Here is a 26,989-nt window from a genome sequence, read left to right as displayed (position 1 = left end):
TTCGTATGGGTGGCTAGCGCACGATCAACGTGCCGGCCCCGAATTCGGTAAACAGTTCCACCAGCACCACATGCGGCTGCTTGCCGTTGAGGATCACAACACCCTCGACGCCGTTTTCCAGCGCCTCGAGGCATGTTTCGACCTTGGGAATCATGCCGCCCGAAATTGTGCCATCGGCGATAAGCTCCTTGGCTTCGCGCACCGACAGTTCGGGGATCAGCTTGCCATTCTTGTCCAGAACGCCAGGAACATCGGTGAGGAACAAAAGGCGCTTGGCGCCCAGCGAGCCGGCGATCGCGCCGGCAAATGTATCGGCATTGATGTTGTAGGTACTGCCGTCCCGGCCCGGCGCCACCGGCGCGATCACCGGAATCATTTCCGAGCGAGCCAGAAGGTCCAGCAAGGTGCGATCCACTTCCACGGGCTCACCGACGAAGCCAAGATCGAGTTCTTTCTCGATGTTGGAGTCTGGATCCCTGAACGTCTTCACTGCCTTGCGGGCAAAGACCATGTTGCCGTCCTTGCCGCAAAGACCAATAGCCCATTCGCCTTCGGCATTGATCAGCGCGACAATTTCCTTGTTGATCGAGCCGGCGAGGACCATTTCCACGATTTCCATCGTGCGCCGGTCGGTAACGCGCAAACCACCCTCGAACTTGGACTCGATGCCAAGATTCTTGAGCATGGAGGCAATCTGCGGCCCGCCGCCATGCACCACGATGGGATTGACCTTGGACTGCTTGAGAAGCGCGATATCGCGGGCAAAAGCTGCGCCGAGTTTGGCGTCGCCCATGGCGTGACCGCCATATTTCACCACAACGGTCTTGCCTTCGTAGCGCTGCATATAGGGCAGGGCCTGTGCAAGAATACCTGCGTCATGACTGAACCGGTCGGTCAAGGAAGTTTCATCGGACATGGCAAGACTCAATCGGTTAAGATGGACAGGAAAAAGTCCGCAACGGGCATAGAGCATGAATGGGGAAAGGAAAAGACGCTATTGGTCCGATTGCTCATTGATCCATTTCGGTTTTTGTAGCGTTCTGTAAGCGCCAGGGGAGGGCTCGCTGCGCCATGACCATGCTAACCAGTCCATCCCAGGAGATCGCCGATCTTATTGCGCGCTGCGCAATTCGGGATCGATCGGCCTTTCGCCAGCTCTATGAGCGCACAAGCGCGAAACTTTTTGGCGTTACCTTGCGTATCTTGAAGGACCGCGCGGAAGCCGAAGAGGCGATCCAGGAAGTCTACGTAAAAATCTGGCAACGCGCAGATCGCTTTGTTGCCGGCCCCACCAGCCCGATCAGCTGGCTTGTGGCAGTGGCACGCAATCACTGCCTCGATATTCTCCGGGCGCGGCGCCCCGCATCGGATGATCTCGACGTTGCCCTGGAGATCCCGGACGGCAACCCGTCCCCTGAACGTGTTGCGCAAAACAATCAAGAGCGGGCCGCAATCGACCGCTGCCTGGCAACGCTTGAACCCGATCGTGCCGAAGCCGTTCGCGGTGCCTATCTCGACGGCTATAGTTACGAGGAATTGGCTTCCCGCTATGGAGTGCCGCTGAATACCATGCGGACCTGGTTGCGCCGGAGCTTGATGAAACTGAAAGATTGTCTGACGGTATGAGCGAACATGATGACATCGGCGGAGATTTCGAGGGCCGCAACGCCCTTGTGGCCGAGTATGTCCTTGGCTTGCTGTCAGCGGCTGAACATGAGCGGATCGGGCGTCTGATCGAAAACGATCCGGGGCTACAGGCTGAGCGTGACTTTTGGCTCAACCGGTTCTCAGCCCTTGACGATGAATACACCGAGTCCCCTGTGCCTCCCCATCTCCTTGCCCGCATCGAGGCACGCGCTTTTGGCGACACGGTGCAATCCGGTCGACGCGCTTCCCTCTGGAACAGTCTCGCACTTTGGCGCGGCATTGCAGCAGGTGCTCTGGCCGTTGCGGTAGTCGCCGTGGCAATCAACCTTTCGCAGCCCCGCTTTGATGCGGACCAGATGGCAATACAATTGGTGGCCGCCCTTCAGGCGCAGGAGGGAAGCGGCGTCGAGTTCCTGGCTGTCTACGACCAGTCCCAGGGCGAGGTCCGGATTACCTCGCTTAAGGGTGCCGCCGTGCCAAACAAGGATTTCGAACTCTGGTACATCAACGAGAACCAGCCGGCCGTGTCGATGGGTGTCATTCCAGTGGATCAGCGGCTGGAGATTGCGCTTGATCCGGCTACACAGGCCAATATTGGGCCTGGCACGGTTCTAGCCGTTACACTGGAGCAGACGGGGGGATCCCCGACTGGCGTCGCGCAGGGTCCTATTGTGGCTGTGGGGCCTGCAGTCGCTATCTAAGGGGCTGCGCGTACGAAAAGCGCTTGCGAAAAGTTTCACGATAAATGCGAAATTTCGGCGGAAACTCACCGAAACTGCCTCTCGTGCAGCTCCGTAGCTTCCCGTGTCCCAGACGATGAATGGGAACGAAACACAGGAAGGAACAAACCAATGAATCTCCGTGCTCTTACCCTTGCCGCCATGCTCTCCGTCGGTTCGCTCTCCGGCGCTGCCGTATACGCCCAGGACAATCCGGAAGTTGGCGGCGCTGCCATGTATGCCGACAAGAACATCGTCGAGAATGCCGTAAATTCCGCTGACCACACGACCCTTGTTGCAGCCGTTCAGGCCGCCGGCTTGGTCGAGACGCTGTCGGGTGAAGGCCCGTTCACCGTTTTTGCGCCCGTCAACGCTGCCTTCGAATCCCTTCCAGAAGGCACTGTAGAGACCCTGCTCGAGCCCGAGAACAAGGACCAGCTGACTGCAGTTCTGACCTATCACGTTGTTGCCGGTGATATCCATGCGGCCGATCTCATCAAGCTGATCGAAGACAATGATGGCAGCTATTCGGCCGAAACCGTTCAGGGCGCCGAATTGACCTTTGAACTGGACGGGGATGCCGTTAAGATCACGGACGCAACGGGTGGCGTGGCCACTGTGACCATTGCGGATGTGGATCAGTCCAATGGCGTGATTCACGTCATCGACAAAGTACTGCTGCCGTCCTCGTAAGCTTCAGCGAGCAGAGTTGCAGGTGAGCGGCGGCGCGTCTACCCTCACCACAACTTGTGATGCCCGACACAGCCAGAAATCGTAGACTGGCACTCAATCAGCCCCGCTTCGCCGCACCGCGGATCAGATGCGGGGCCTCTTACAAGCGGGAAGAGTGATGATGATGGATCGTCGTAGCGTGCTTCTGGGCGGAACAGCTATTGTTGCCCTCTCGGCCTTTGGTCTTTTGCGCTCGGTGGCGTCCGTCCAGGCGGCCGAGGGAGATTTCCCGTTCAAGTTGACCGACGAAGAATGGAAAGCAAGGCTCGACCCAGCGGCCTATGATGTCCTGCGCCACGAAGGCACCGAATACGCTTTTTCTTCTCCGCTAAACGACGAAAAGCGTGCCGGTACCTTTTTATGCGCAGGCTGCGAGCAGCCGCTCTTTACATCCGAAACCAAATACGACAGCCGCACCGGGTGGCCGAGTTTTTACACCTATATCGACGGTGCCCTTGGCACCACGATAGACAACTCGCTCTTCATGACACGCACCGAAGTGCATTGTTCCAATTGCGGCGGACACCAGGGGCATGTGTTCGAGGATGGTCCTCCACCAACCGGCCTGCGCTATTGCATCAATGGCGTGGCACTGAAGTTCCAGCCCGCATAGGAACATCGGCCGCGATCTTGAGATCCCCGCCCCCGGCGGGGATTTTTGTTTATGTGGGCCCTGCCTCAGCTTTGCACATGGCCAATACCCCGCTAAGAACCGGCTTATAGCTGGAGCCCCACATGAAGCTCACCATCATCCAGACAGGCGAAGTGCCCGCCCCGTTGCGCCCGAAATTCGGGCCATATCGAAAAATGTTCGAGCGCATGTTCGACAGCACGGGATTGGGCTTTACCTATGAGACAATCGCCGTGTCGGATGGTGAGCCTTGCCCCCATCCAGCTGATCTCGAAGCAATCGTCATCACGGGATCCCCAGCTGGCGTCTATGATGATCTGCCCTGGCTTGAGCCATTGCGCGAATTTATCCGCAGCGCTTATTGCGCCCTTACGCCGATGCTGGGCGTCTGTTTTGGTCACCAGATCATGGCAGACGCCTTGGGTGGTGACGTTCGAAAATCAGAAAAGGGCTGGGGCCTTGGCCGGCACACCTATCAGGTGCTTCAGCGCCCCCCGTTCATGCAAGCCGCACCGGCTGCGCTCTCGCTTGCCTGCTCACATCAGGACCAGATCATCCTGCGGCCAGGAGATGCCGATGTGATCCTGGCTTCGGAATTCGCGCCCAATGCCGGGCTTTTCTATCGCAACGGCCGCGCGCTGAGCCTGCAGCCGCATCCCGAATTCTTGGACGATTATACCATCGCGTTGGCTGAGTTGCGTCGCGGCACCGTTGCTGATGAGGTGGTGGACAAGGCGCTAGCCTCGATTGCAAAACCATCCAATAGCGGCGATGTTGCCGGATATATCGGACAGTTCTTGAAGGCAGGCTGAAATGGCTGCAGCGGAAAAGCTCTCTGACGTGGACATCTTCCTGGATGGCCTGGATCACACCCGCAAGTCTGAGATTGTTGCGCTACGCCAGCTGATCCTGGACGCGGTTCCCGGCTTAACTGAAGCCATCAAGGCAAATGCGCCCAATTACGGCCGAGGCGATGCTGACCGTATAACCATGCGCCTTCACCCGGGGAACCGCGTGCAGATCATCCTGCACCGTGGCGCGAAGGCGGGTGCCGACGATCTGTTTCGTTTCGAGGACCCCCACAAGCTGATTGCCTGGGCCGCACCCGATCGAGGCGTGATCACAATTAAGGATAGCACCGATTTGACGAGCAAGGCGCAAGCCATTGGCGAGGTGCTGCGCCGCTGGGTAGCAATGACGACCCGCTAAGCCCTTCCAAAAAACCGTCGGTAGACCTCATCCCGGGCCTGCCGAACGACGAGGTTGTGGCACTCAAGCCCGCGCGCTTGAACCCCATGGTTCGATGGGCTCACCACTGAGCCTTTGTGTCACGCGAGGCAGCTTCACCGCCATGCCTCAGCTTTCCAGCAGCATCGCAATTTCGGTGCGCAATTCCCTGAGCCCATCGCCCTTTATCGAGGACGTAAGGATCACATGCGGGTGCGCCGCAGGTCGTTTGGCGATCGCCGCACGCGTCGCCGCGATGACCTTCTCGAGGTCCTTGGCAAGCGGCTTATCCGATTTGGTCAGAACGATCTGATAGCTGACGGCAGCCTTGTCGAGCTCGTTCATAACCGTCAGGTCATTGTCCTTGGGCCCATGGCGTCCGTCCACCAGCACATAGACGCGCCGCAATGTTGCGCGGCCGGTCAGATATTGGTGGATCAGCTTAGTCCACGCACGCACCTTGTCTTCGGGCGCCTTGGCATAGCCATAGCCGGGCATATCGACAATGCGCAAATTCTCGCTCTGGCTCTCGAAGATGTTGAGTTCCTGCGTCCGTCCTGGCGTATTGGACGTACGCGCCAGGCCCGATGTGCCGCACAGCGCATTGATCAGGCTCGACTTGCCAACATTGGAGCGGCCGGCGAAAGCAATTTCCACCCGATCCATTGGCGGCAGGTCGGCGATGCGTACGCAGCCCTTGGTGAACAGGAAGGGCCGCGCAAACAACAGCCGTCCACGTTCGATGCTGTCGGGCGGATAATCGATTTCGCTCATGTGTGGCTCGTTTTCAAAGAATTTGCCCGCCGGATTGTGTCCGGCGGGCTTTAACATTTCTGACGCTGTATGGCGATCAGGACTTGGTGGGTTCGGCCGTCTTGGGCTTGCGCCGGAAGCTGTCGAGGATATTGCCGAGCAAATTCACCTCGGCCCCATGCCGCTTCATGATGAACCATTGCTGGGTCACCGAGAGCGTATTGTTCCACGCCCAGTAGATCACAAGGCCCGCCGGGAAGGTCCCGAGCATGAAGGTGAAGATCACCGGCATCCAGTTGAAGATCATGGCCTGCGTCGGATCGGGCGGCGGCGGGTTGAGCTTCATCTGCACCCACATGGTGATGCCCATGATCACAGGCCAAATGCCCAGATGCAGGAAGCCGCCAATGATGGGAAGCACGGTTGGATCCCAAGGGATCAGGCCGAACAGGGTGAAGATATTCGTTGGATCGGGCGCCGCCAGATCCTGGATCCAGCCAAAGAACGGCGCATGGCGCATGTCGAGGCTGATGAAAATAACGGTGTAAAGGGCAAAGAACACTGGAATCTGGATCAGGATCGGCCAGCAGCCGCTCAGCGGATTGATCTTTTCCTTCTTGTAGAGCTCCATCATCGCCTGCTGCTGGGCAGGGCGATCGTCCTTGAGACGCTCCTGGATGGCCTTCATCTCCGGCTGCACGCGGCGCATGGCGGCCATGGAAGCATAGGAACGGCTGGCAAGTGGGAAGAACAGCGCCTTGACGATAACGGTCACGGCCAGGATCGCCAGGCCGAAATTGCCCAGAATGCCGTAAAGGAACGTCAGCAGATAATACATGGGCTTGGTGATGAAGTGCAGCCAACCCCAGTCGATCAGCAGCTCCAGGCGATCAAAGCCATATTGCTGCTCATAGGACGAAATGACCGATTCTTCCTTGGCGCCCGCGAACACATAGCTTTCATGCGTCGCTGTTTGACCGCCTGCGACCACAACCGGCGTCGTTTCCACAAAGCTCGTCTGGTAGTCGTCATACGAGCCGGTGTTCTTCCAGGAGAACAGCGCATTGATCTGCTCGCCTGCCTTGGGCAGCACGGCCGTAGCCCAGTACTTGTCCGAAAAACCGAGCCAACCACTGGTATTGTCGAAGCGAACCTGCTGGTCGTTCTGCAGGTCGGAATACTTCTTAGACACCAGATTGTTGGAACCTAGGACGCCATGTGGGCCTTCGTGCTGGATAAAGAAATTGGCGACCTTTGGCGTCCCGTGGCGCGCGATACGCGCATAGGGGAAGAGCGCTACGTCACTCGTGCCGACGTTTTCGACCGTCTGCGTGACGGTGAACAGATAGTGCTCGTCAACCGCAAAGGTGCGGCGGAAAATCAGACCCGCGCCATTGTCCCATGCAAGCGTAACTGGCGTCGCCGCCGTCAGGGTTGTGTTTTCCCCTTCAACCGACCAGACAGTCTGCCCAGTGGGAACGGCAACATTCGCGCCTGCAGCCGGCACCCAGCCCTGCTCGGCAAAATAGGCATTCGGTGCCCCGGCAGGAGTCAACAGCGTGATGATGGGCGAATCCGGATCAACCGTTTCGCGGTACTGCTTGAGCTCGAGGTCATCCAGCCGCGCCCCGGTCAGGTTGATCGAGCCTTCAAGGTCCTCGGTGTTGATGGTAACGCGCGGGCTTGCGGCAATTGCCGCGGCCCGATCGGGGAACGAAACCGTGCCATCGGGCGCTGGAGCGCCAGCGACGCCTGGCTGGGCGTTTGCCGCGGGCGTTGCCAGCGCAGCCTCGGACTGTGCCTGCTCGGCCGCGATCTGGGCCTGCTGCTGGGCACGCTCGAGCTGCGGACCGGCAACGAAGAACTGCCAGCCGAACAGCACGATCATGCTGAGCACAATGGCCAGGATTATGTTGCGATTGTCAGTCATTTATTCGGTTTCCGTGGGCCGCGGCCGGAGGATTTATGTTCATGGGGCGATCTGGGAGCGTGCACGCGCACGATCGCGGCGCCCAGATCGGCAACCAGCTTGCTAAAGGGTTCGCTCAGCGCTTCCGGCTTGCCGACCAGCACATAGTCATGCGCGGCCTGAAAGTCACGCGCGCAAGCTGTCACAGCCGCGCGAAGGCGCCGCTTGATCCGATTGCGCTGTGGAGAATTGCCCGTCTTCTTGGTGACGGTAAAGCCGATGCCGGGTTCCGGCTGAGGCGCGGCAATGGCCTGCAGCGCAAACGCAGAACGCCCGGCGCGATTGCCCCGGGCGGCCCGTTGAAACTGCGAACGCTTGGTGAGCCGGCGCAAAGATGTGCTCGGCTGCTCCATGGCCGTCATGCGGCCAGAAGGCCTTAAGCCGAGAGCTTCTTGCGGCCCTGGTTACGGCGGCGGTTCAGGATGATGCGACCGTCCTTGGTCGCCATGCGGGCGCGGAAACCGTGACGGCGAGCACGCACGAGCTTGGACGGCTGGTAAGTACGCTTCATGACATTAAACCGCGCCTGGCACGGTTCCTCTTGTTTGATTGCTTATCGCAAGAATTCGGGGCACACATGGAGCGCCAGGCGCCCACGGTGCGTGTTGGTGGCGTCTATAGGGAAAACCGGCCAGCAAGTCAACGCAGCCGCGCCCACTTCCTTTGCTATCAATGCCGGTTGTCTTCCCGCTCGTCTCGCCGCATAAGTCCAGCCCAGTTCTGTTGTCCTGACTGGCGGCTATGCCCGTGATCCTTAAACCAGATGTGTGCATAATCGGCGCAGGCGGCCTTGGCGCCAGTTTGGCGGTCAAGGCACGCGAGCGGGGTCTTGCGACCGTTCTGGTCGACCGGGAGACTGCCGAGCCCGGCGATCCCTTGCTGGGCCATCTGCAACGCGCGGCGCTATCGGCCAGTGCCGCGCATGCCCAGGCGATAAGGACGGGTGCACGGCTCGGCCTTGACAATGCCGTGCCCAAGCTCAACTACAAGACAATCACCGAACACGCTCAAGCCATAGCTGCCTCCGGCGCTCCACAGCTCAGCCTCGAGCGGCTCGAAGCCCTTGGTGTCCAACGCGTCGTTGGCCACCCAGCGTTTGCTGAGCGCAACAGCCTGAGAATTGGCGAAACACTGCTTAAGCCAGCCCACATCATTCTTGCGACTGGATCCACGCCAGCCATTCCGGACCTGCCCGGCCTCTCCGAAATTGCCTATTTCACCCCAGACACTATTCTGGGCAATGTGCGCAAGCTCACGCATCTGCTTGTGGTCGGCGGCGATGAAACCGCTATTGAGCTGGCGCAAATCTATCGTCGTCTGGGCTCGGACGTGACCCTTGTGCCCCAAGGGCCACTGCTGAAGGGCTTTGATCCTGAAGCCGTCGCCATCTTGCGCCGCCAATTGCGCGAAGAAGGCTTGGCTGTGCTTGAGCGCGCAAGCGTCAAGGCATTCCTTCCCCGTAGCCAAGGCATCGGTGTCAGCCTTGATGACGCAGACGGGCGCGTTTCCAGCCTCGATATCTCCCATGTCCTGCTTGCTTCGGGGCGCATTCCCGATCTCGCCTGGATAGATTCCGAAAAAACAAAGCTCAAGCGCCAGGCCGATGCTCCCGATCGCCTGCACCTCACGCCATGGGGCGGCACCTCCTACTGGCGCATCAGTGCCGTCGGCGGCGCTGCTGGTGAAACCAACTACCATCTGGCTCTTCGCAAGGGCGAACGTCTGCTGGACCGATTTGCCGGTCGAGGAGGCGCGGCACAATTGCATGCTCCCCTTCTACGCGTGATCGCGACCCAACCACCCCTTGCGCAGATCGGCGCCGTTGAAATGTTCAAAGCGCCCAAGCCGGGCTCAAGGATATTGCGCGCCAATCTCGGCGAAAACGAAGCAGCTCGCGCTTCCGGAGTGCGGGAAGGGAGCGCCAAGATCCTCGTCGAAAAATCGGGCAAGGTTTTGGGCGGCGTCATGGTCGGGCAGGGGGCTGCTGACGTCATGGCCAGCGTTGCGCTCGCTATGGGCAAGGGCATCACCGCGGCTGAACTCGCCCGCCTGCCGATCGCTGCAACAAGCGAGCTGGCCATGCTTGTTGACCTCGGCAACCAGTTCGCCAGCCAGCTTCCCGCGAACTCCTGGTCCAAACGCCAGAATTCTTTGCGCCGTTTGTTGCCCTAGCAATGTCCGGGCAGGCTTACGCCTGCGCGTGCTTTGTCTATACTGGCTTGAAATGACAGCCAAACGCCGTTTTCTGCCTGCCCGATTCTGGGGCCTGTCCAACAAGCTCATCGCGACCATTATCGCGGTGATCCTTTTGGTTGAAATCGTGTTCTATGTGCCCTCTTTGGCCATTTTCCGGGCCAATTGGCTCAACGATCGGTTGCGGGTGGGTGTCGTCGCCGTCAACGTGCTGGATGCCGTGCCCGACGTCATGGCCCTGCCGCGAAACCTCACCGACCGCTTGCTTACCTCGGCAGGTGCCCATGCCATTGTTTATCGCCGCCAGGGACAAAGCCAGCTGATCGAGCTGGCCGATCCTGTAACCCCCGACGTTGTCGTGACGGCCGATATGCGCCAGACCGACATCGCGACACTGATCATGGGCGCGTTTGATACCCTATTTGCTGGCCCCGGACGCACTTTGCGCATCGTGGGCGAAGGCGATCTCGAGGCCAGCCTTGTTGAACTGCTGATGCCCGAGCGCCCTCTGCGCCAGGAAATGCTCAACTATTCCCGCCAGATCGGTGCCCTGTCTCTGGCTATCGCAGCCGCGACGGCCGTGGCGCTCTACCTCTTGGCGAGCTTCCTCTTTATTCATCCCATACGCCGGCTGACCGAAAACATGCTGGCCTTCCGCCAGGAGCCGGAAAACGGCACGCTGATCATCGCTCCATCACCCCGGCGGGACGAGATCGGCGTGGCGGAGCGCGAATTGGCGGCCATGGAGCAGGATCTGTTTTCCATGCTCCGGCAGCGCCGCCATTTGGCCGAACTCGGCTTGGCTGTGGCCAAGATCAACCACGATTTGCGCAATACCCTCACCTCGGCGCAATTGCTGTCTGATCAGGTCGCGACACTGGACGATCCCAAGGTGCAGCGTCTCGCGCCGCGCCTGGTGACCACATTGGACCGGGCCATCGGCTTTGCCCAATCGGTGCTCGAATATGGCCGCCAGACCAGCGTGCCGCCCGCGCCGGTACCCACCAATATGCATGCATTGATCGAAGAAGCGGCCTTCGATGCGCGGTTGGCCGGACACCCCACAATCGTTTTCAACAACCAATTGCCCGATGATTTGGTGCTCAATGTGGATGGCGGGCAGATGGGACGTGTCGTGCTCAACCTCCTTAAAAACGCCCGCGAGGCGTTGGAGCATGCCGCCGCGAACATTCCCGACCCGGCAGTAAACGTTGGGGCGCATGCTACCAAGGCCGATATCACCATTTCGGTCACCGACAATGGTCCTGGCCTGCCGCCCAAGGCGCGCGAAAATCTTTTTGTGGCCTTTCAGGGCTCCGCCCGGGCCGGCGGCACGGGGCTGGGACTGTCGATCGCCCGCGAAATTGCCGAGGCTCACGGGGGACAATTGCTGTTCAAGGACCAGCCAAGCGGCACCCGTTTCGACATTGTCCTGCCATCAACATTGCAGGCTTAGATCCACTCAGTCGCAAAACTATCATCTGAACGCTTGCCAAGCTGGAAAGGCCCATGTATGGGTTGCGCCGCTTCAGGCAGTTAAGCACCTCGCTTCACCTGAGCCGCCGTTCCGACGGCCGTGCGCGCCCTTAGCTCAGCTGGATAGAGCACCAGACTACGAATCTGGGGGTCAGGAGTTCGAATCTCTTAGGGCGCGCCATTTCTTTATTCAGCAGCTACCGCCTGCCGTTCCGCAGAACTGGATAGTCAATTTCCTCGCGGTTCAACTCTGCCTGAATTGGTTGAAGCCACCGGATAAATTGCTATTTGAGCTCTATGCCTTCTCCCAAGCCCGAGCTCGTTGCGCCGCTGGTCCATGAATGGACGCTTCCTTCTGCTGCTATGCTTGGGTCGGCAGTTCGGTGCAAAGGCATCCTCAATGATATTCGGGCGCGCCTGCCGGTTAAAACAAGGAAATGCCTCGTGCTGGATGGGGGCGTGCTGGCATTGCGCATGCCCGAGCACCTTGCGGAGCAGTTTTGCGCGGTCGCTGCCATGGTCAGCGAGGCCTTATTGCGCGTGGAGAACCTGCCGATCATTCCGCGCGAGCTGGAGGACATTCTTGCTATCTCCACGACCGAACGGCATCGCTGGCTCAAGGATGGTCGGCTGGCAAGCGCCGGAACGCGGACCGTGAAGCTCTATGGCCGCGCGAAAAAGATTACCTTCCACGTATTTAATCCCCGCCGCGTGGAGGAAATTCTCGATCGCGATCTTGTGGATACGTGGCGGGAAGATGATGCCATTGCAGCAGCCGAGAACAGAAGACGAGCGGCGGCAAGGCGGGCGCTCACACGTTCGCGCAAGAGCCCTTCTCCTTCTGCCAAGCCTACCGGTGAGCAGGAGGGCGTGCGTCCATCTCTTGAGGGCTGGGAGGCATTTGAACGCGAGGGACTTTTGCGCTGAACGCAGCGGAACGGGATGCGCATATCAGCTAGAACCCAGCTATCCGAAAAAGCGCCTAGCACCAGCCCCTCCCGGCGGAAGAGGGAGCTGGTTGGGCTAGCGCCGCCTAGAACAGCGAGTTCATGGTTTCCGGAAAACCGCCCGTCTTGCCGTTCTTCGGATCGTCCAGCGCATCGATCTTCTTGCGATCCTCGTCATCGAGCGAGAAGCCGAACACATCAATATTGTTCTGGATGCGTTCGGCGTGGGTGGATTTGGGAATAACAATGACATCTTGGTCGAGCAGATAGCGCAGGATCACCTGGGCAACGCTCTTGCCATGCTTGTCGGCGATGGATGCGATGGTCTCGTCCTTCAGCACGGCGCCACTGCCCAGGGGGCTATAGCATTCAATCTGGATATTGCGCTGCCTGTGGGCATCGCGCACATCGCGCTGCTGGTACTTGGGATGCAACTCGATCTGGTTCACGGCCGGAACAACGCCTGTGGCTTCAATGACCCTGTCCAGATGTTCGGGCAGAAAATTCGACACGCCAATCGAGCGCACGCGCCCCTGTTCCTGCAGCTTCACGAGAGCTTTCCAGGCGTCGACATATTTGTCCTGCTCGGGCACGGGCCAGTGGATCAGGAACATGTCGAGATAATCGAGACTCAATTTGCGCTGCGTTTCGTCGAATGCCGCCATCGCCTGGTCAAAGGCATGCGCCCCGTTCCGCAGCTTGCTGGTTATGAAAAGATCCTCGCGAGCAACACCACACTCGCGAATGGCACGGCCGACACCTTCTTCATTGTTGTATCCTTCGGCCGTATCGATCAGCCGATAGCCGGCCTCGATAGCGTGGTGAACCGCCTGAGTGGCTTCATTATCTGGCACTTGCCAGACACCAAAGCCCAGCTGGGGAATGGTCCGTCCGTCGTTCAATGCGATCTGGGGAATGTTGGAAGGCATGATGATTATCTGCTTTCAAGGCTGAAACTATGCCGCGCTCGTGGAACATGGCGGCGACCTGCCAACAGGTTGCAAAAGCGCTGGGTTCCGGCGGCATCACAGGTTAGAGAATGAGCCGAGGCACGGCCGGCAATGCTTGCAGGCGAGCAGGGAAGGAGCCACATGGACGAGCTGGTGGAAAAGCGCCTTGATCCATTCTTCCGTCGCCTGGAGCATCGCGACGCACTCGGAATGGCAGAGCAGCAGGCCCTGATCAAGGCCGTCAGCGCCTTTGAAGATGTCGGCGCTGGGGCCGATATCGTGCGCGAAGGCGACCGCCCCGAACGTTGCACCCTGCTTGTCAGCGGGTTCGCGGCCCGTTATCGCATGGTCGCCAGCGGAGAGCGCCAGTTCACCCTGATCCATGTTCCCGGCGACTTCATTGACCTGCACAGCTTCCCGCTCAAGGAGATGGACCATTCCGTTATGGCCCTGGCTCCGTGCCAATTGGCGATCTACCCGCACCAAGCGATAAAGAACATCACCGAGGAATTCCCGCACCTCACCCGCTTGCTCTGGCTTCTAACCTTGCTGGACGGCGCCTTGCAGCGCGAGTGGATCATCTGCCTGGGGCGCCTCTCGGCTGAGGCCCGTGCCGCACATCTGTTTTGCGAGCTGGGCGCTCGCCTTGAAGCTGTTGGGCTGGGGGCGGCTGATGATTATAGGCTTCCACTCACCCAGCAGGACCTGGCAGATACGCTGGGGCTTTCCTCGGTTCATGCCAATCGGGTCGTGCAGAGCCTGCGCAAGAAGAACCTGCTCACATGGCAGGCCAACAGGGTCACGCTGCCAAACCTTGCTGCAGCCAAGGCGCTCGGTGAGTTCGACGAGCGCTATCTTCACCACATCAGGGAACCGCGCTAAGCACCAAACCCGACAAACAATCACCGTCCATTGGAAACTCTCCGCAGCGCCCGCCGTTAGCAGGCCATAGGAGAAATGCTATGGCTGTACAAATCCCTTTGTCGCAGGAGGCGCGCGCAACGGAGGACAAGGGCGACGAGCATATTCGCGAGCTCACTCCGGACGTGGCCTACCGGCGCCTGACCATGGTCAACATTGTTTTCGTGGGCTTGCCGGGTGCAAAAGACTGGGTGCTCATAGATGCCGGCCTGCACGGAAGCGCCCCTTCCATTATCGCAGCGGCCACGGCCAGGTTTGGTGCGGATAATCCGCCTGCGGCAATCCTCATGACCCATGCGCACTTCGATCATGTCGGCGCACTGGTCGATTTGCTGGAGCATTGGAACTGCCCCGTCTACGCCCATGCGCTCGAGACACCCTATTTGACGGGCCAACAGGCTTATCCACCACCTGATGCAGCGGCCGACGGCGGGATCATACCAAAGCTTTCGCCCCTTTTCCCCCGGGATCCCATTGATGTCTCCCGCTGGCTCCGCCAGCTGCCGGAGGACGGCTCTGTACCGCCGCTGCCGGGTTGGCAATGGGTGCATACGCCAGGGCACACGACTGGGCATATATCGCTTTGGCGCCAACAGGATCGGCTCCTGATTGCAGGGGATGCGGTGATCACCACCGGTCAGGAATCCGCTTATGAGGTGGTGGTGCAGGAGCCCGAAATGCATGGGCCACCGCGCTATCTCACCCCCGACTGGGTGGCCGCAGAGCAATCGGTTCGGCTCCTTGCGAGCCTCGAACCCGACCTGCTGGTGACCGGCCATGGCCGCGCCATGCAAGGCGCCGAAATGACGGCCGCTTTGCACCAGCTCGCCGACAATTTCAGGCAGATCGCCGTGCCGCGATCGCAGCACTGACCAAACAAAAAGGAGCTACACAATGGAATCAGGACCAACGGTCTGGCTTTTGCTTCTCACTCTGGGCGTAGCCGCGCTTGGGTTGATCATGGCTATCAGCGCCATGCGCAACAAGAAGCGCACGCACCAGGAACGTGTTGCGACCGAAATCGCCACCAAGCAGGAATATCGCGCTGAAGAGCGGGACGGCAGCTGATCGGAAGGCGGCCGCCTAAAGCAAAACGCTCCCCAAGATCTTTGGGGAGCGTTTTTGTTTGTGGTGTGTCGCTTAAGGCTTCATGACGACCTTTATGCAGCTGTCCTGCTTGTCCCGGAAGGTGCGGTAAAGATCAGGACCCGCGTCGAGCCCGGCCTTGTGGGTGATAATAAAGGTAGGATCGATCGTGCCGTCGACGATCTTTTCCATTAGTGGCGCAAGATAGCGGTGGGTATGGGTCTGGCCGGTCTTGAGGGTCAAAGCCTTGTTCATGAAGGCGCCCATCGGAACCTTGTCCAAGAATCCAACATAAACGCCCGGCATGGAGATCGTGCCACCCTTGCGGCAAACCATGATGGCCTCACGCAGAACATGGGGCCGGTCGGTTCCGACCCGAAGCGTCTTCTTGACGTTGTCGAGCGCCGCATCGAGCGAGCCGCCGCCATGGGCTTCGGTTCCTACGGCGTCGATGCACCGGTCGGGACCGCGGCCGCCCGTCATTTCGTTGAGCGTCTCGAACACGGACTGCTCGTCGAAATTTATGGTTTCGGCCTTGCCGTGCGTGCGCGCCATTTCCAGGCGTTCAGGCACATTATCGATCGCAATGACCCGGCCCGCGCCCAGCATCCAGGCGCTCTGGATAGCGAACTGGCCAACCGGCCCGCATCCCCAGATAGCAACCGTGTCACCCGGTTCGATATCGGCATTTTCCGCCGCCATGTAGCCGGTGGGGAAGATGTCGGACAGAAACAGCACCTGCTCATCGCTCAAGGCGTCGGGAACCTTGATCGGCCCAACATTGGCGAAGGGCACACGCATATATTCCGCCTGCCCACCGGCATAGCCGCCCAGCATGTGGGAGTAACCAAACAGACCCGATGGCGAATGGCCCATGGCCGCTTCCGCCATCTTGGCATTGGGGTTGCTCCGATCGCACAGGGACCACAGCCCCTTCTGGCAGAAGAAGCACTGCCCGCAGGCGATATTGAACGGCACCACAACGCGGTCACCGACCTTGAACTTGGTGTGTTCGGAGCCGACCTCGACCACTTCACCCATGGTCTCGTGGCCCAGCACATCGCCGGACTCCATGGTCGGCATGAAGCCGTCATAAAGGTGGAGGTCCGAGCCGCAAATGGCGCAGCTCGTAACCTTGATGATGACATCCTGAGCGTCCTCGATCTTGGGATCGGGGACGGTATCGTAGCGCACGTCATGCTTGCCGTGCCAACAAAGAGCTTTCATGGGCCTGACCTATTTCTTGGCTGTCTGGCCGCTTTCGCTCAGCGCGGCATATTTCAGTGTCACTGGCTCAATGTTCTGGTCGAGCCACTGGGCCATGGACAGTTCTTCATCCAAATTCTGCCGCAGCAGGGCCGTCGCCGTGCTGTTGCCGGCTTGGTTCGACAGGGCCAGCAGGCTCTTGTAGGCGGCAATCTCGAAATGCTCGAAAGCATAATTGGCGAAGCTGTTCTTGACGATCTCGTCGGGCGCCATGGAGTGGGTAATTGCTGCCATGCTGCCGCTGAGCGAAAGAGCGGCATCCTTGAGGGATGATTTGCTTTCGCCAAAGCCCTCGAGAATTTGCTCGAGCCGCTCGATCTGCACTTCCGTTTCGGCAATGTGCTGCGCCAGCCGTTGGGCGACTTCGGGATAGTTCTCAATACGCTCGACTTGCGGCTTCATGATCGAAAGCGCCTGATTTTCCATAGCATGCGCATTGCGCAGGCCGGTGACGAAAATGCCGTTCGTATCGGTCATGAGTTTTTCCTGTGATGAGGCTTGGTAAGCTTCTAACGGGATGGCGTTGGTGCGAGATGCCGGACTAACCCATGTTGTACAGACTGGATTTTCAGCCCTGATGGCTTAACTCTTGATAAGGGGGAGCGAGCCCCCTCAAAGCGCGTTGATCAGAAGATAGTGGAGATCAAGCCATGCCCGATTCATCAGTGCCCATGGAAAGCGATGTGCAGTTCCTGACCGAACAGTTCGGCATCCCGCCCTTCAAGGCTGCGCGCCTGGTTGCAGGCCGCACCGAACACGTGGAAGAACTGATCGAGAAAGAATTGCGGCGCCAACAGGAGGCGGACCCGCTTGCCGGTATTCCGACGCCGAGGCCACCCAAGGACGAGTTTATCTCCGATGTGGAGGAGGCCATGCTCAAGCCTCTCGTAGGCCAGCACAATCTGCGCGGAGCCGGTTAGCCAGCCGGGCCTAACCAAACACCAGCTTTCCAGTGATGCGGAGCGCCCACGCGCTCCGCTTTGTTTTGCGATCTTGCCTTGCTAGAGCGACGCCGCTGCCACGAGGCTTGGCTGCGCGGCACGGCGCCGGGTCGCTGTCTTTGGCAGCGACAGGTTTAGCGCCTCTGCAAACCACGGAATGGTCATAGCCAAGCCGTCCGCCAGGCTCAGCGTCGGCTCCCATCCGAGCACCGCACGCGCCCGGCTGATGTCAGGCCTCCGGCGCTGCGGATCATCAACAGGCAAGGGGTGGTGAACAATTGCAGAATTGCTACCGGTCATCTCCAGCACCAGATCAGCCAGCTCATTGATCGTGAACTCGCCGGGATTGCCAATATTGACGGGCATGCCGGGATTGGGGTCGACATTCATGAGCCTGATCAGCCCTGCAACCAGATCGGAAACAAAACAGAAGGACCGGGTTTGCTCGCCCGAGCCATAAATGGTCAGCGGCTCACCCTTGAGTGCCTGCACGATCAGGTTCGAAACAATGCGCCCATCGCTTGGGCTCATGCGCGGTCCATAGGTGTTGAAGATGCGAACCACCCGCGCATCGACCCGGCCCAGGCGCAGCATGTCAAAGCAAAGGGTCTCGGCCGCGCGTTTGCCTTCGTCATAGCAGGCGCGAGGACCGGTGCAGTTCACATGGCCCCAATAATCTTCTTGCTGCGGGTGCTGTTCGGGATCGCCATAGACTTCGCTGGTTGAAGCCTGCAGGAAGGTGGCGTCATGCCGTTCCGCCAGGTTCAGCAGATTACTTGTGCCTACAACGCTGATCATCATCGTGCGGATCGGATCGGCCTGATAGTGCGGCGGTGAAGCGGGACAGGCCAGATTGTAGATCTGGTCGATCGCCTCACCGGGATCGAGCGGCTTGCAGATATCGGCTTCGATCAGCCTGAAAGCAGGATGATTCTGCAGCGCGCGGACATTGGCCGCCGAGCCGGTCAGGAAATTGTCGACGCAGATGACCCGATGGCCTTGCTGCAGCAACTGATCGCACAGGTGAGAACCCACAAAACCCGCGCCACCGGCCACCAAGATCGTTTTGCTCGCGCTGAATCTCTTCATGGGATCTATCCTTCTTGAGCTATTTTTCGATCTGCACCACGGCTGGTGCCGAGCATGGAGATCAATTCACCCGAGCGGGCGGTGGATGTGTGCTCGGCCAGAACATGGCGCCGCGCTGCATCGGCAAGCGACTGGCGTTCCGCTTCGCCCATTTGCGTCAGGGTTTGCACGACATCGGCGGTGGTTTGGGCGAGAAGAATGGCTTCCCCGGCCGGCAGCAAATCGTCAATGCCGTTCCAGATATCGCTGATCACCGGCGTGCCGCAGGCAGCGGCCTCAAACAGGCGAACGCTAGGCGACCATCCCGCCGCGATCATGTCAGCACGCGTAACGTTGAGGGTGAAGCGCTGCTGATTATAGAAAGCGCGATGCTCGGCAGGGGGCAGATGCTCGATCCGCTCCACATTAGGGGGCCAGTCGATGTCGGCGGGAAATTGCGGCCCAGCCACCACAAAGCGTAGATCGGGCAGGAGGCGAGCCGGCTCGATCAAAAGTTTTTCGAGGGTTGGCTGGCGGTCAGGGCTATAGGTGCCGAGATAGCCGAGATCCCATATCTTGCGGCCATTGGTCGGGCCATAGCGCTCCGCATCAACCGAGCAGTAAAGCGGCATGGCCGACTGGGCGCCAAACTCCTCTTCCAGCCGGTCCAGCACAGGGCCGCCCGAGAAGGAGAAATAGGTGTCGAACAGCGGGATCTGGCGGCGGGCGAGATATTCCTCGTCGTCCCGCACCAGCTTGGCCAAGGTTACGGGCGTATCGATGTCGTAAAAGCAGAATTGCCCAAGTGCGAGCTTATGCAGGGCGTCGATTACGGCGACGCCTTCGGGCACGTAGGAGCCGACAATAACGGCTTCCGCCGCTTCGAGCGGCGCTGTGAAGCGCGCCAGCAGATCTTCGACGCTTGAGTAATATTCCAGCGCACAGAAGTCTGGGTTCGGCAGATCACGGTTGTTGGCATACCAAGGCACGTCCCGTTCCAGAAACAGGACGCGCTTGCCATGTGCATGAAGGCCCCGGATCAGCGAGCGGAACGTCGTCGCGTGGCCATTGCCCCAGGAGGACGACAACGAAAGCCCAACGATAACGATATCGTAAGGCGCGCTCATTCCGCAGCCTCGCTCTGGCGCCGGGCAGCGGAGCGGAAGATCCGGTCGGCCTCGATCGCGCGGTGAGCATAGGTGTGCTCGCGCAAGACGCGCTCGAGGGCTGCTTCCCCGATCCGCCGCGCGCGCTCGGGTGTTAGTTCCGCCATGATATCAGCGACATCCTGGCCGTCGCGCGCCACGAGCACCTCCTCGTCGGGCGCAAGGAACAGCGGAATGCCTTCCCAGTAATCGGTGATGAGGCAGGCGCCGGCGCCGGCCGCTTCAAAGACGCGGGTGGCCGGGGAGAACCCGTTCTCGGCCATGCTGGAGCGCGAAATGTTGAGCACCGCCTTGGGCGATGTGTTGAAGGCGTTGTGGTCGGCGGTTCCGACATGGCCCAGATAGCTGATATTGGGCGCCATCGGCTTGTCGCCCCAGCCCGAACCGCCCAGAAGGAAGCGCTGCCCCGGGGTGCGGGCGGCAGGCTCGAGGAAGAATTGCTCCACGCGGGCCTCGCGGTCGGGCAGGCGATTGCCCAGAAAGCCCAGATCACCCTGGAAGCGTTCCTGCGCCGGCACCGGGTGATGGGTGTGCGGATCAAGCGCATTATAGATGGGGATGCAGTCGGGCGCGCCCATGGCCCGGTAGGCGTCGACCACGGGTTGCCCGCCGCCATAGGTCAGCACAAGATCGATCGCCTCGAGCGAGCGGTGCATCGGATGATCGGGCGCGGCACGCAGTTCGGCCAGGGTTGCCGGCGCATCCACATCCCAGAAAATCCTGAGGGCATCGGGCCGCGCGGCACGCAGCACTTCGTCGAGCAGCAGATCATCCTCGAAGCCGACGCCGCTTGCCTTGACCACGATATTGGCGTGCCTTGCCTCGGCCGCCGCGGTTTTCAGCGCCTCGACAGTGCCCTCGTAGACCACGACGTGGCACCAATCGGGTGTATCGATGTCGCGGTTTTTCTGCCGGTCATAAACGTCCGGCTCGTAAAAGGTGATGTCGTAGCCTTTTTCGCTCAAGGCGCGCAGCATGCCCCGGTAATAGGTGGCAGCGCCGTTCCAATAGGCCGACAGGAGGCTGGAACCATAAAACGCTATTTTCATTGAGCCGCCTCGCGGTTTTCAAGTTGCTCGACAACGCGTGCCGAGCCGATCTGGGAAAGAATGGCCAGCAGTTCATCGACGCGATGCGCGCAGGTGTGCCGCGCATTGATGGTCTCGAGCCCACTGGTCGAAAGGTTCTGCGCTAGTGCTGGGTCCGACACGACGTCTCGGAGCAGGTTCCGCATCTCGGCGCCGTTCTGGGCAAACAGGAAGTCCTGCCCCGGCCGGAACAGGCCCTCGGCATCGTTCCAGGGCGCGGACAGGAGGGGTATGCCGCAGGCTAGGGCCTCGAACACACGAATGGTTGGAATGCCGGGCAGGGACTGAACGTATGGGCGGCGGGGGATGTGCATGGTTACGCGGTGACGCGCAAAGGCTTGCGGCGCATCGGCATTGGCGATCCAGCCGCCATAACGCAGTCCCGCACCCCGAACAGCCGCGATGGCATCGTCGGGATAGCGCACGCCGCGCACGGTTCCGCTGAGCTTGAGCTCTGCCGCGGGACGGATCAGGAATTCGCTGATCTCGTCGGTGCGCTCGTTGTCGCCCCAATTGCCGATCCAGATCAGATCGTGTTCACAACCAATCTCGGGCATGGGACGAAACAGCGCCGTGTCGGCCGCTTCGTGCCAGGTAAAGACCTGATGGCCCCAGCCAGCCTCCAGATAGCGCTCCCGCAGGGTTTCCCCGAAAGCCAGCACACCATCATAATCCTGCAACACCAGGCCCGCGATATCCTGCTGGGCCGATACGGCGCGGTGATGGGTGTCATGGAACAGCAGGGTAAACGGGGCGCCCTCGCGGCGCAGGCGCCCAATCTTTTCCACCAGCCGCGGTTCGGTCCATTCATGAACCAGCACCACATCGGCATCGCTGAGCGACGCCGCATGGTCGAAATCGGCACCATATTGCTCGGACGAGAGCATGGGGAAGTCGGTGGCGAAGCGCTCGATGGCAGCCTGCCCCTGTGTTTCGAGGAGGTTCTGCCGGCTCCAGGAATCGACCGGTTCCAGCGCATGCACCTCATGCCCGCGCCGCACCAGGTCCCGCATCACCCCACGCAGAAAATGGGCGTTGCCGTGGTTCCAGTCGGACACAAGGGAATGGGTGTAGAAAACAAACTTCACGGGCCTTATGCCTCCATGGCTGCAACGGGGTGCAGCAGATGTTGGTAGATGGACTGCATGGCGACAGCCTGAGCCTCAAGGGTAAAGCGGGTCGACCGCTCCCGGGCATTGCGTGCCAGTTCCCCGCGCAGGAGGTCGTCGTTTGCCAACCGATTGATGGCAGCAGCAAAAGCTTCGGCATCATTGGCCGGTGCAAACACGGCCGCGCCGTCCCACAGCTCGCGATAGGTCGGAATGTCGGCCAGAACCAGGGCTGCGCCCGCTTGCGCGGCTTCCAGCGGCGCCAGGCCAAAGGGCTCGTAAAGCGAGGGCGAGGCGACGATTGCCGAACGCGTCATCCATCCCATGATCTCGCCATGGGGCAACTCGCCCAGATAGCGCGCATGCAGCAGATCGCGGTATTGCCCGTTCGGGCCCCGCTGCGAGCCTGCCATGATTACCGGCCAGACGGTGTGCGGCGCTGCGGCATCGAGCACGGCGCCGTTCTTGCCATCGTCCCACCAACGACCGGCAGAAAACACCTGGTTTTCCTTGGGCGCGCTCGCCTCGACCGGCTTTGTACCGTTGTAGACCACCCCCAGCCCATCGATATGCCCATAGCTTTTCCGCAGCATGTCGGCATGCGCATGGCTTGGGGCGACAACCACATCAGCCACATCGAAGCCGGCCCGGTTGAGCCGATATTGCCACATCCAGTCCGCCGGCACTTCGCTCTGCCGGACGCCGGCAAACCAGGTGACAACGCAGGAATGGGATACCACCAGCACGGGAATATCGAGCGTGAGCCCACAAGCCTGCGAAGGCAGGTTGAGATGCACCAGCTCGATCCCGCGCTCGCGCACCAGATCGCTAAGAATGGCTGGCACTACATCGAGATCGGCTTCCTTTTCCGCGGTCCAATCCAGTGGTACGTCGAACCACACCAGTTCCCCAAACCGTTCGGCCTCAGACCGCTGCGCCGCGCTGGGCTGCGGCCCAAAGCCGGCAAAGGTAAACCGATAACCGGCTGCACCAAGGCTTGCTGCAAGATCCATGGCATAGCGCCAAACGCCGCCAACGGCGTCGACCGAGATCAAGATATGGAGAGACCGGCGGGCAGCGCCGTCAGGAGAAGCTATTGTGGGCTCGTTTGCTGTGTTGGGTGCCCTCATGCACTCACCCGGTGCTGCGCCAACCTGGCGGGGTTTTCCCCACCTGTGAGCCAGTTCGCCAGGTCCCGAAGCCCGTCCCGCCACGCAGTCTGCGCGTGCCAGCCCAGTTCGGCCTCAAGCCGGCTTGTCTCGGCAACGAAATACAGCTGGTCACCCTCGCGCCAATCGTCCCGGCTGACCGACACGCTTTTGCCCACAATCTGCTCGATTTCGCGCAACACCATGTTGAGGCTGACCGCGTTGCGCGTTCCGCCACCCAGATTGAACGCCCTGCCGCGCACCTTGCCCATATTGGCCAGAACGCTCCGATAGGCCGCCACCGCATCGCGGACATGCAGCACGTCGCGCACCTGCTTGCCGTCGCCATAAATGGTGATGGGTTCACCCTTGAGCGCCCGGATCAGGAAATGGGCGACCCAGCCCTGGTCTTCCGTGCCGAACTGGCGCGGCCCATAGATGCAGCTCATCCGCAGCACGGCCGTCGGCAGATCATAGGATTGGGCGTAATCAAGCACATACTGATCCGCCACGCCCTTGGAGCAGCCATAAGGTGTGCAAAAATCGAGCTTGCGATCTTCGTTGATGCCGCGCGTGCGGACCAGCTCGTCCCCCGGCACATGCCGTTCGTCCAGCTCCACAAGGCGCAAATCGCCAAGCCCGCCATAAACCTTGTTGGTGCTCGAAAAAATAATCGGCGCCTTGCGCCCCGCCTTGCGAACGGCTTCCAGCACATTGAGCGTGCCGCGGGCATTCACCTCGAAATCATCGACCGGATCGGAAAGGCTCGTGGTCACGGCCGTTTGCGCCGCAAAATGGAACACGGCGCTCGCATCGGCCAGGGCCGCGTTCATGGCTTGGGGATCGCGAATGTCCGTGAGGGACACCTGCAGCCGCTCGCCATGCCGCTCCTGCAACCAGGAGAGGTTCTGCTGCACGCCATTACGGCTAAGATTATCGATGACCCGCACTGTATCGCCATCGCCAAGGAGGGCATCGGCCAGATTGGACCCGATAAAGCCCGCGCCACCCGTGATGACGATGGGGTGGTCCGGGGAACTGGTGGGAGGTTTGATCGTCATGAAACAAGGCCTCGTTCTTCGAGCTGGCGCTTCATTTCGGCGCCGCGATCGACAGCCTGCGCCTGACGGACCCAATTGGCCAGTTCATCGAGCGATTCTTCAAGCCGGTACTGCGGTTCGAAGCCCAGCAGCTCGCGTGCCTTGGAAATGTCGGCAAAGCAATTGCGGATGTCCCCCGAGCGCGCCTTGTTCATGATGTCGGGCCCCAGGTGCGGAACGCCCATGGCATTTGCCAGCATGGTGGCAATATCGGCTATGGCATAGGCATTGCCGCTGCCCACATTGATGACGTGCCCTGCGGCCGAGCGCTGCTCGAGAGCCAAGCGGAAAGCGCGGGCAACGTCGCGCACATGCACGAAATCCCGCTTCTGCCGCCCGTCTTCGAAGATCATCGGCGGCTGCCCATTGATGAGCCGCGAGGCAAAGTTCGCCAGAACGCCGGTATAGGGATTGGAAAGAGCTTGGCCCGGACCAAAGACGTTGAACAGGCGCAACGCCACGGCATCGACGCCATAGGCTTCGCCAAAGATCAGGACAGCACGCTCCTGTACATATTTGGTAAGGGCATAGATCGAGGCCAGATCCACCGGCTTCTGCTCGTCCGTGGCAATTGGGGTCAGCGCCGTACCATCTGCCGCAGTGAGGTCCCAGCGTCCCGCCTTGATATCGGCGCTCCGGCGCCGGCTCGAGTCATGGGTTCTCCCGTCCTGCGACTGGTAAAGCCCCTCGCCATAAACGCTCATCGAGGATGCAACCACGATGCGCTTGATCGGAGTGTCGATCATGGCTTCCAGCAGCACGGCGGTCCCAAGATCATTGCCGCCCACATAGCGGGCAATCTCGTACATGGATTGGCCAACGCCCACTTCGGCAGCCAGATGGATCACGCCATCGATGTCCCGCAGCGCATCGGTCACAACGGCCTTGTCGCGAACATCGGCGCGAATAAGCTCCACTCCATTAGGCACGCTTGCGGCAGCTTCCCCGTGCACCTGATCCACAAAGCTATCGAGAATACGAACGCGATAGCCCTGTTCCAGCAGCTCTTCGGTAACATAACGTCCGATAAAGCCGCATCCGCCGGTGACGAGTATCTGTTTCATGTTTGCCCACTTGAAGGTAAGTACCTGCAGTAGGAAGCCGTCGTGAGCAGACAAGTTCCGCGCGGTGTTCCTTTGCATGGGCTCGCGCGCATGAGGGTCGCGCCTCCTGTGGAAGCCACAAGCTACAAAGCTCAATAAAACTGCCGAGTCATACCTAGCTACACGCCCACGTGCTCCACACCAGCTTCCGCTGCACGCAGAAACGCGAATTATCCCAAGTTAATCTAGGCCGCCTTTTGCAGTTGCATAATTTCGCGGATTTGATCGCCCAGACTCCGTTGTTACATGGGAGTGTGATAATCCTTGCTCGGCAGAACGCTTGGGCAAACAATCATCGAGCGCGATCCTTTCAAGGAACAAAGCTGCTTGCTCCCTTGTTGCTGCGTTCATTGCGTGCTGCATGCTGACCAAGAGGGCATCAACAATGAAGATCGTAGTACTGGGCGCCGGCTATGTCGGTTTGACCACAAGCGCCTGCCTTGCCGAGCTTGGTCACGACGTGACGTGTTGCGATATTGATGGTGATCGCATTGCGGCCCTGGAACGCGCGGAAGTGCCGATCTTCGAGCCCGGGCTGTCCGAACTTATCGGCAAGCAGATCGCCCTTGGCCGCCTGCATTTCACTACCCACGCGACCAAAGCCGCCGGCACGGCCGACGCGATATTCCTCGCCGTCGGCACACCGTCCGACGCCAATGGCGATATCGACCTCTCCTATGTTGAGACGGCAGCCAAGACCATTGCGCCCTATATGCAATCGCGCGCGGTCTTGGTGATCAAATCCACCGTTGTTGCGGGCACGGCCCGTCGCGTCAAAGCGCTGGTGGATGCCAGCCGCGGCAGCAAGGATATTGCGGTCGCTTCAAATCCCGAATTCCTGCGTGAAGGTTCTGCGATCAAGGACTTCATGCATGCCGATCGCATTGTGATCGGTGCTGACGATGCGGCGTCTGAAGCTGTGTTGCGCGAGGTCTACGAACCCCTGCTGCTGCGCGGAATCCCCCTCGTCGCCACGCAAACCGTCAATGCCGAACTCATCAAATACGCCGCCAATGCGCTTCTGGCTCTACGCATCGGCTTCATCAACGACGTTGCCGACCTTTGCGAGAAATTGGAGGGTGACGTCGGCGCTGTCGCTGATGGCATCGGGCGAGACCATCGCATCGGATCGGCGTTTCTCTCCGCCGGCCCAGGCTTTGGCGGGTCCTGTTTTCCCAAGGACACCCGCGCCTTTGCCAGCACAGGCCGCCGCCATGGTGCACCCCAGCCACTGATCGAAACCCTGATCGAGCGCAACGAACTGCGCAAGGAAGCGCTGGCCGACCGCATCATCGACGCCGCGCCCCGGCATGGGCGTGTCGCGATCCTGGGTACGAGCTTCAAGGCCAACACCGACGATGTGCGCGAGGCCGCAGCCCTCACCATCATTCCTAGGCTCATCGAAGCGGGTCTCGATGTTCACCTCCATGATCCACAGCCCAATGGCGCCAAGCGGCTGCTGCCCGATGCGCATTGGCACACGAGCGCTCTTGACGCGACGCGGGGCGCTGATGTGACGGTAGTGCTGACCGAATGGGACGAATACCGGAGCCTTGATCTGGCTGAACTGCGCAAGGCCATGCGCGGCCAGGCCCTCCTTGATTTCCGCAACATCATCGATCGGGAACGCGCGGCCTCCGCAGGGCTTATCTATCAGGGCCTGGGACGCTCCGGCATTGTTGTTCAGCCCGCACGGCGCGGCCACGCGATCACCGCCAAGGCGCCGGTGGCGGCGTCTCCCGCCTGAGT

The 26,989-nt window shown here is 60.2% G+C and carries 28 protein-coding genes, 1 tRNA gene and 1 pseudogene; 15 read left to right on the top strand and 15 right to left on the bottom strand.

The annotated features are described in order from the left end of the window. Nucleotides 1–13: 13 nt before the first annotated feature. Nucleotides 14–916 carry an acetylglutamate kinase gene (gene argB, locus DDE77_RS04215; RefSeq protein ID WP_108396173.1) on the bottom strand — a complete coding sequence of 301 codons (903 nt, stop codon included), beginning with the start codon at nt 914–916 and terminating at the stop codon, nt 14–16. 161 nt (nt 917–1,077) lie between these two features. Here argB and DDE77_RS04210 point away from each other — a divergent pair, with 161 nt between their 5' ends. The 6 genes from DDE77_RS04210 to DDE77_RS04185 all read left to right on the top strand — a co-directional run bounded on the left by DDE77_RS04210 (nt 1,078) and on the right by DDE77_RS04185 (nt 4,938). Further along, a complete protein-coding gene (locus tag DDE77_RS04210) occupies nt 1,078–1,626 on the top strand; it encodes a sigma-70 family RNA polymerase sigma factor (protein WP_108396292.1) in 549 nt (182 codons plus the stop codon). Further along, a complete protein-coding gene (locus DDE77_RS04205; protein ID WP_108396172.1) occupies nt 1,623–2,348 on the top strand; it encodes an anti-sigma factor in 726 nt (241 codons plus the stop codon). Before DDE77_RS04210 ends, DDE77_RS04205 begins: the two co-directional genes overlap by 4 nt. A gap of 150 nt (nt 2,349–2,498) precedes the next feature. After that, the gene (locus DDE77_RS04200) at nt 2,499–3,059 is read left to right on the top strand and encodes a fasciclin domain-containing protein (protein WP_108396171.1); all 561 of its coding nucleotides are present in this window, start codon (nt 2,499–2,501) and stop codon (nt 3,057–3,059) included. 163 nt (nt 3,060–3,222) lie between these two features. Continuing rightward, nucleotides 3,223–3,711 (top strand): peptide-methionine (R)-S-oxide reductase MsrB, encoded by a 489-nt coding sequence (msrB, locus tag DDE77_RS04195; RefSeq protein WP_108396291.1) that lies wholly within the window; start codon nt 3,223–3,225, stop codon nt 3,709–3,711. 122 nt (nt 3,712–3,833) lie between these two features. Further along, nucleotides 3,834–4,541 (top strand): glutamine amidotransferase-related protein, encoded by a 708-nt coding sequence (locus DDE77_RS04190; protein ID WP_108396170.1) that lies wholly within the window; start codon nt 3,834–3,836, stop codon nt 4,539–4,541. A gap of 1 nt (nt 4,542) precedes the next feature. Beyond that, nucleotides 4,543–4,938 carry a DUF1801 domain-containing protein gene (locus tag DDE77_RS04185; RefSeq protein WP_108396169.1) on the top strand — a complete coding sequence of 132 codons (396 nt, stop codon included), beginning with the start codon at nt 4,543–4,545 and terminating at the stop codon, nt 4,936–4,938. A gap of 147 nt (nt 4,939–5,085) precedes the next feature. Here DDE77_RS04185 and yihA read toward each other — a convergent pair whose 3' ends face one another. The 4 genes from yihA to rpmH all read right to left on the bottom strand — a co-directional run bounded on the left by yihA (nt 5,086) and on the right by rpmH (nt 8,189). After that, nucleotides 5,086–5,730: a ribosome biogenesis GTP-binding protein YihA/YsxC gene (yihA, locus tag DDE77_RS04180; RefSeq protein WP_108396290.1), complete on the bottom strand. Its 645-nt coding sequence runs from the start codon at nt 5,728–5,730 to the stop codon at nt 5,086–5,088. A gap of 76 nt (nt 5,731–5,806) precedes the next feature. Next, nucleotides 5,807–7,639 carry a membrane protein insertase YidC gene (gene yidC, locus DDE77_RS04175; protein WP_108396168.1) on the bottom strand — a complete coding sequence of 611 codons (1,833 nt, stop codon included), beginning with the start codon at nt 7,637–7,639 and terminating at the stop codon, nt 5,807–5,809. After that, nucleotides 7,636–8,040: a ribonuclease P protein component gene (gene rnpA, locus DDE77_RS04170; RefSeq protein WP_245895074.1), complete on the bottom strand. Its 405-nt coding sequence runs from the start codon at nt 8,038–8,040 to the stop codon at nt 7,636–7,638. Before rnpA ends, yidC begins: the two co-directional genes overlap by 4 nt. Before the next feature lie 14 nt (nt 8,041–8,054). After that, the gene (rpmH, locus tag DDE77_RS04165) at nt 8,055–8,189 is read right to left on the bottom strand and encodes a 50S ribosomal protein L34 (protein ID WP_108396167.1); all 135 of its coding nucleotides are present in this window, start codon (nt 8,187–8,189) and stop codon (nt 8,055–8,057) included. A 236-nt stretch (nt 8,190–8,425) separates the two neighbouring features. On the opposite strand from rpmH, the gene DDE77_RS04160 reads away from it, so the two are divergent. The 4 genes from DDE77_RS04160 to DDE77_RS04145 all read left to right on the top strand — a co-directional run bounded on the left by DDE77_RS04160 (nt 8,426) and on the right by DDE77_RS04145 (nt 12,274). After that, nucleotides 8,426–9,850: an FAD-dependent oxidoreductase gene (locus DDE77_RS04160; RefSeq protein WP_170116475.1), complete on the top strand. Its 1,425-nt coding sequence runs from the start codon at nt 8,426–8,428 to the stop codon at nt 9,848–9,850. A gap of 52 nt (nt 9,851–9,902) precedes the next feature. Then, the gene (locus DDE77_RS04155; protein WP_108396165.1) at nt 9,903–11,327 is read left to right on the top strand and encodes a sensor histidine kinase; all 1,425 of its coding nucleotides are present in this window, start codon (nt 9,903–9,905) and stop codon (nt 11,325–11,327) included. Nucleotides 11,328–11,451: 124 nt separating this feature from the next. Next, nucleotides 11,452–11,528, top strand: a tRNA-Arg gene (locus DDE77_RS04150). Between the two features lie 116 nt (nt 11,529–11,644). After that, complete coding sequence (locus DDE77_RS04145; protein WP_108396164.1) at nt 11,645–12,274, top strand: hypothetical protein; 630 nt, start codon at nt 11,645–11,647, stop codon at nt 12,272–12,274. Nucleotides 12,275–12,380: 106 nt separating this feature from the next. Here the strand turns inward: DDE77_RS04145 and DDE77_RS04140 are convergent, their stop codons facing one another. Next, nucleotides 12,381–13,223: an aldo/keto reductase gene (locus DDE77_RS04140; protein ID WP_108396163.1), complete on the bottom strand. Its 843-nt coding sequence runs from the start codon at nt 13,221–13,223 to the stop codon at nt 12,381–12,383. 162 nt (nt 13,224–13,385) lie between these two features. Between DDE77_RS04140 and DDE77_RS04135 the strand changes: the two genes are divergently transcribed. The 3 genes from DDE77_RS04135 (at nt 13,386) to DDE77_RS19375 (ending at nt 15,233) form a co-directional block, all read left to right on the top strand. Beyond that, nucleotides 13,386–14,126 carry a Crp/Fnr family transcriptional regulator gene (locus tag DDE77_RS04135; protein ID WP_170116474.1) on the top strand — a complete coding sequence of 247 codons (741 nt, stop codon included), beginning with the start codon at nt 13,386–13,388 and terminating at the stop codon, nt 14,124–14,126. 80 nt (nt 14,127–14,206) lie between these two features. Further along, entirely contained in the window at nt 14,207–15,037 is an 831-nt protein-coding gene (locus tag DDE77_RS04130) for an MBL fold metallo-hydrolase (RefSeq protein WP_108396161.1), read from the top strand. A gap of 22 nt (nt 15,038–15,059) precedes the next feature. After that, a complete protein-coding gene (locus DDE77_RS19375) occupies nt 15,060–15,233 on the top strand; it encodes a hypothetical protein (protein WP_157959662.1) in 174 nt (57 codons plus the stop codon). A gap of 72 nt (nt 15,234–15,305) precedes the next feature. On the opposite strand, the gene DDE77_RS04125 is transcribed toward DDE77_RS19375, so the two are convergent. Together DDE77_RS04125 and DDE77_RS04120 are read right to left on the bottom strand one after the other, a co-directional pair. Then, the gene (locus tag DDE77_RS04125) at nt 15,306–16,478 is read right to left on the bottom strand and encodes a zinc-dependent alcohol dehydrogenase (protein ID WP_108396160.1); all 1,173 of its coding nucleotides are present in this window, start codon (nt 16,476–16,478) and stop codon (nt 15,306–15,308) included. Between the two features lie 9 nt (nt 16,479–16,487). Next, nucleotides 16,488–16,994 (bottom strand): ferritin-like domain-containing protein, encoded by a 507-nt coding sequence (locus DDE77_RS04120; protein WP_108396159.1) that lies wholly within the window; start codon nt 16,992–16,994, stop codon nt 16,488–16,490. Between the two features lie 173 nt (nt 16,995–17,167). On the opposite strand from DDE77_RS04120, the gene DDE77_RS04115 reads away from it, so the two are divergent. Then, nucleotides 17,168–17,437, top strand: coding sequence for a hypothetical protein (locus DDE77_RS04115; protein WP_157959661.1), 270 nt, complete (start codon nt 17,168–17,170; stop codon nt 17,435–17,437). Nucleotides 17,438–17,518: 81 nt separating this feature from the next. On the opposite strand, the gene DDE77_RS04110 is transcribed toward DDE77_RS04115, so the two are convergent. From DDE77_RS04110 to DDE77_RS04080, 7 genes and pseudogenes are all read right to left on the bottom strand, one after another. Next, nucleotides 17,519–18,547 carry a UDP-glucuronic acid decarboxylase family protein gene (locus DDE77_RS04110; protein ID WP_108396157.1) on the bottom strand — a complete coding sequence of 343 codons (1,029 nt, stop codon included), beginning with the start codon at nt 18,545–18,547 and terminating at the stop codon, nt 17,519–17,521. A gap of 5 nt (nt 18,548–18,552) precedes the next feature. After that, a complete protein-coding gene (locus DDE77_RS04105; RefSeq protein WP_108396156.1) occupies nt 18,553–19,653 on the bottom strand; it encodes a CgeB family protein in 1,101 nt (366 codons plus the stop codon). Then, the gene (locus DDE77_RS04100; protein ID WP_108396155.1) at nt 19,650–20,741 is read right to left on the bottom strand and encodes a CgeB family protein; all 1,092 of its coding nucleotides are present in this window, start codon (nt 20,739–20,741) and stop codon (nt 19,650–19,652) included. The genes DDE77_RS04105 and DDE77_RS04100 overlap by 4 nt, the downstream gene beginning before the upstream one ends. Next, nucleotides 20,738–21,868: a CgeB family protein gene (locus tag DDE77_RS04095; RefSeq protein WP_108396154.1), complete on the bottom strand. Its 1,131-nt coding sequence runs from the start codon at nt 21,866–21,868 to the stop codon at nt 20,738–20,740. The genes DDE77_RS04100 and DDE77_RS04095 overlap by 4 nt, the downstream gene beginning before the upstream one ends. A 5-nt stretch (nt 21,869–21,873) precedes the next feature. After that, nucleotides 21,874–23,019 (bottom strand): glycosyltransferase family 4 protein, encoded by a 1,146-nt coding sequence (locus tag DDE77_RS04090; protein WP_108396153.1) that lies wholly within the window; start codon nt 23,017–23,019, stop codon nt 21,874–21,876. Next, nucleotides 23,016–24,062, bottom strand: a pseudogene (locus DDE77_RS04085) (NAD-dependent epimerase/dehydratase family protein); the annotation flags it as partial. The pseudogene DDE77_RS04085 and the gene DDE77_RS04090, both read right to left, overlap by 4 nt. 32 nt (nt 24,063–24,094) lie before the next feature. Then, nucleotides 24,095–25,201, bottom strand: a complete 1,107-nt coding sequence (locus tag DDE77_RS04080) for an NAD-dependent epimerase/dehydratase family protein (protein WP_108396151.1) — start codon at nt 25,199–25,201, stop codon at nt 24,095–24,097. Nucleotides 25,202–25,625: 424 nt separating this feature from the next. On the opposite strand from DDE77_RS04080, the gene DDE77_RS04075 reads away from it, so the two are divergent. Further along, nucleotides 25,626–26,987: a UDP-glucose dehydrogenase family protein gene (locus tag DDE77_RS04075; protein ID WP_108396150.1), complete on the top strand. Its 1,362-nt coding sequence runs from the start codon at nt 25,626–25,628 to the stop codon at nt 26,985–26,987. The last annotated feature ends 2 nt before the right edge of the window (nt 26,988–26,989 follow it).

Origin of the sequence: Devosia submarina, from assembly GCF_003056345.1 — a bacterium.
Taxonomy (GTDB): Bacteria; Pseudomonadota; Alphaproteobacteria; order Rhizobiales; family Devosiaceae; genus Devosia; species Devosia submarina.
This window is presented reverse-complemented; position numbering and strand designations above follow the sequence as displayed.

Bases quoted from the DNA above. Each gene is read 5' to 3' on its own strand.
- msrB (WP_108396291.1), top strand. From the start codon at position 3,223: ATGGATCGTCGTAGCGTGCTTCTGGGCGGAACAGCTATTGTTGCCCTC.
- argB (WP_108396173.1), bottom strand. From the start codon at position 916: ATGTCCGATGAAACTTCCTTGACCGACCGGTTCAGTCATGACGCAGGT.
- DDE77_RS04140 (WP_108396163.1), bottom strand. From the start codon at position 13,223: ATGCCTTCCAACATTCCCCAGATCGCATTGAACGACGGACGGACCATT.
- DDE77_RS04125 (WP_108396160.1), bottom strand. From the start codon at position 16,478: ATGAAAGCTCTTTGTTGGCACGGCAAGCATGACGTGCGCTACGATACC.
- yidC (WP_108396168.1), bottom strand. From the start codon at position 7,639: ATGACTGACAATCGCAACATAATCCTGGCCATTGTGCTCAGCATGATC.
- DDE77_RS04155 (WP_108396165.1), top strand. From the start codon at position 9,903: ATGACAGCCAAACGCCGTTTTCTGCCTGCCCGATTCTGGGGCCTGTCC.
- yihA (WP_108396290.1), bottom strand. From the start codon at position 5,730: ATGAGCGAAATCGATTATCCGCCCGACAGCATCGAACGTGGACGGCTG.
- DDE77_RS04120 (WP_108396159.1), bottom strand. From the start codon at position 16,994: ATGACCGATACGAACGGCATTTTCGTCACCGGCCTGCGCAATGCGCAT.
- DDE77_RS04200 (WP_108396171.1), top strand. From the start codon at position 2,499: ATGAATCTCCGTGCTCTTACCCTTGCCGCCATGCTCTCCGTCGGTTCG.
- DDE77_RS04090 (WP_108396153.1), bottom strand. From the start codon at position 23,019: ATGAGGGCACCCAACACAGCAAACGAGCCCACAATAGCTTCTCCTGAC.
- DDE77_RS04130 (WP_108396161.1), top strand. From the start codon at position 14,207: ATGGCTGTACAAATCCCTTTGTCGCAGGAGGCGCGCGCAACGGAGGAC.
- DDE77_RS04115 (WP_157959661.1), top strand. From the start codon at position 17,168: ATGCCCGATTCATCAGTGCCCATGGAAAGCGATGTGCAGTTCCTGACC.
- DDE77_RS04190 (WP_108396170.1), top strand. From the start codon at position 3,834: ATGAAGCTCACCATCATCCAGACAGGCGAAGTGCCCGCCCCGTTGCGC.
- DDE77_RS04080 (WP_108396151.1), bottom strand. From the start codon at position 25,201: ATGAAACAGATACTCGTCACCGGCGGATGCGGCTTTATCGGACGTTAT.
- DDE77_RS04105 (WP_108396156.1), bottom strand. From the start codon at position 19,653: ATGAGCGCGCCTTACGATATCGTTATCGTTGGGCTTTCGTTGTCGTCC.
- DDE77_RS04210 (WP_108396292.1), top strand. From the start codon at position 1,078: ATGCTAACCAGTCCATCCCAGGAGATCGCCGATCTTATTGCGCGCTGC.
- DDE77_RS04185 (WP_108396169.1), top strand. From the start codon at position 4,543: ATGGCTGCAGCGGAAAAGCTCTCTGACGTGGACATCTTCCTGGATGGC.
- DDE77_RS04110 (WP_108396157.1), bottom strand. From the start codon at position 18,547: ATGAAGAGATTCAGCGCGAGCAAAACGATCTTGGTGGCCGGTGGCGCG.
- DDE77_RS19375 (WP_157959662.1), top strand. From the start codon at position 15,060: ATGGAATCAGGACCAACGGTCTGGCTTTTGCTTCTCACTCTGGGCGTA.
- rnpA (WP_245895074.1), bottom strand. From the start codon at position 8,040: ATGACGGCCATGGAGCAGCCGAGCACATCTTTGCGCCGGCTCACCAAG.
- DDE77_RS04100 (WP_108396155.1), bottom strand. From the start codon at position 20,741: ATGAAAATAGCGTTTTATGGTTCCAGCCTCCTGTCGGCCTATTGGAAC.
- DDE77_RS04205 (WP_108396172.1), top strand. From the start codon at position 1,623: ATGAGCGAACATGATGACATCGGCGGAGATTTCGAGGGCCGCAACGCC.
- DDE77_RS04135 (WP_170116474.1), top strand. From the start codon at position 13,386: ATGGACGAGCTGGTGGAAAAGCGCCTTGATCCATTCTTCCGTCGCCTG.
- DDE77_RS04075 (WP_108396150.1), top strand. From the start codon at position 25,626: ATGAAGATCGTAGTACTGGGCGCCGGCTATGTCGGTTTGACCACAAGC.
- rpmH (WP_108396167.1), bottom strand. From the start codon at position 8,189: ATGAAGCGTACTTACCAGCCGTCCAAGCTCGTGCGTGCTCGCCGTCAC.
- DDE77_RS04145 (WP_108396164.1), top strand. From the start codon at position 11,645: ATGCCTTCTCCCAAGCCCGAGCTCGTTGCGCCGCTGGTCCATGAATGG.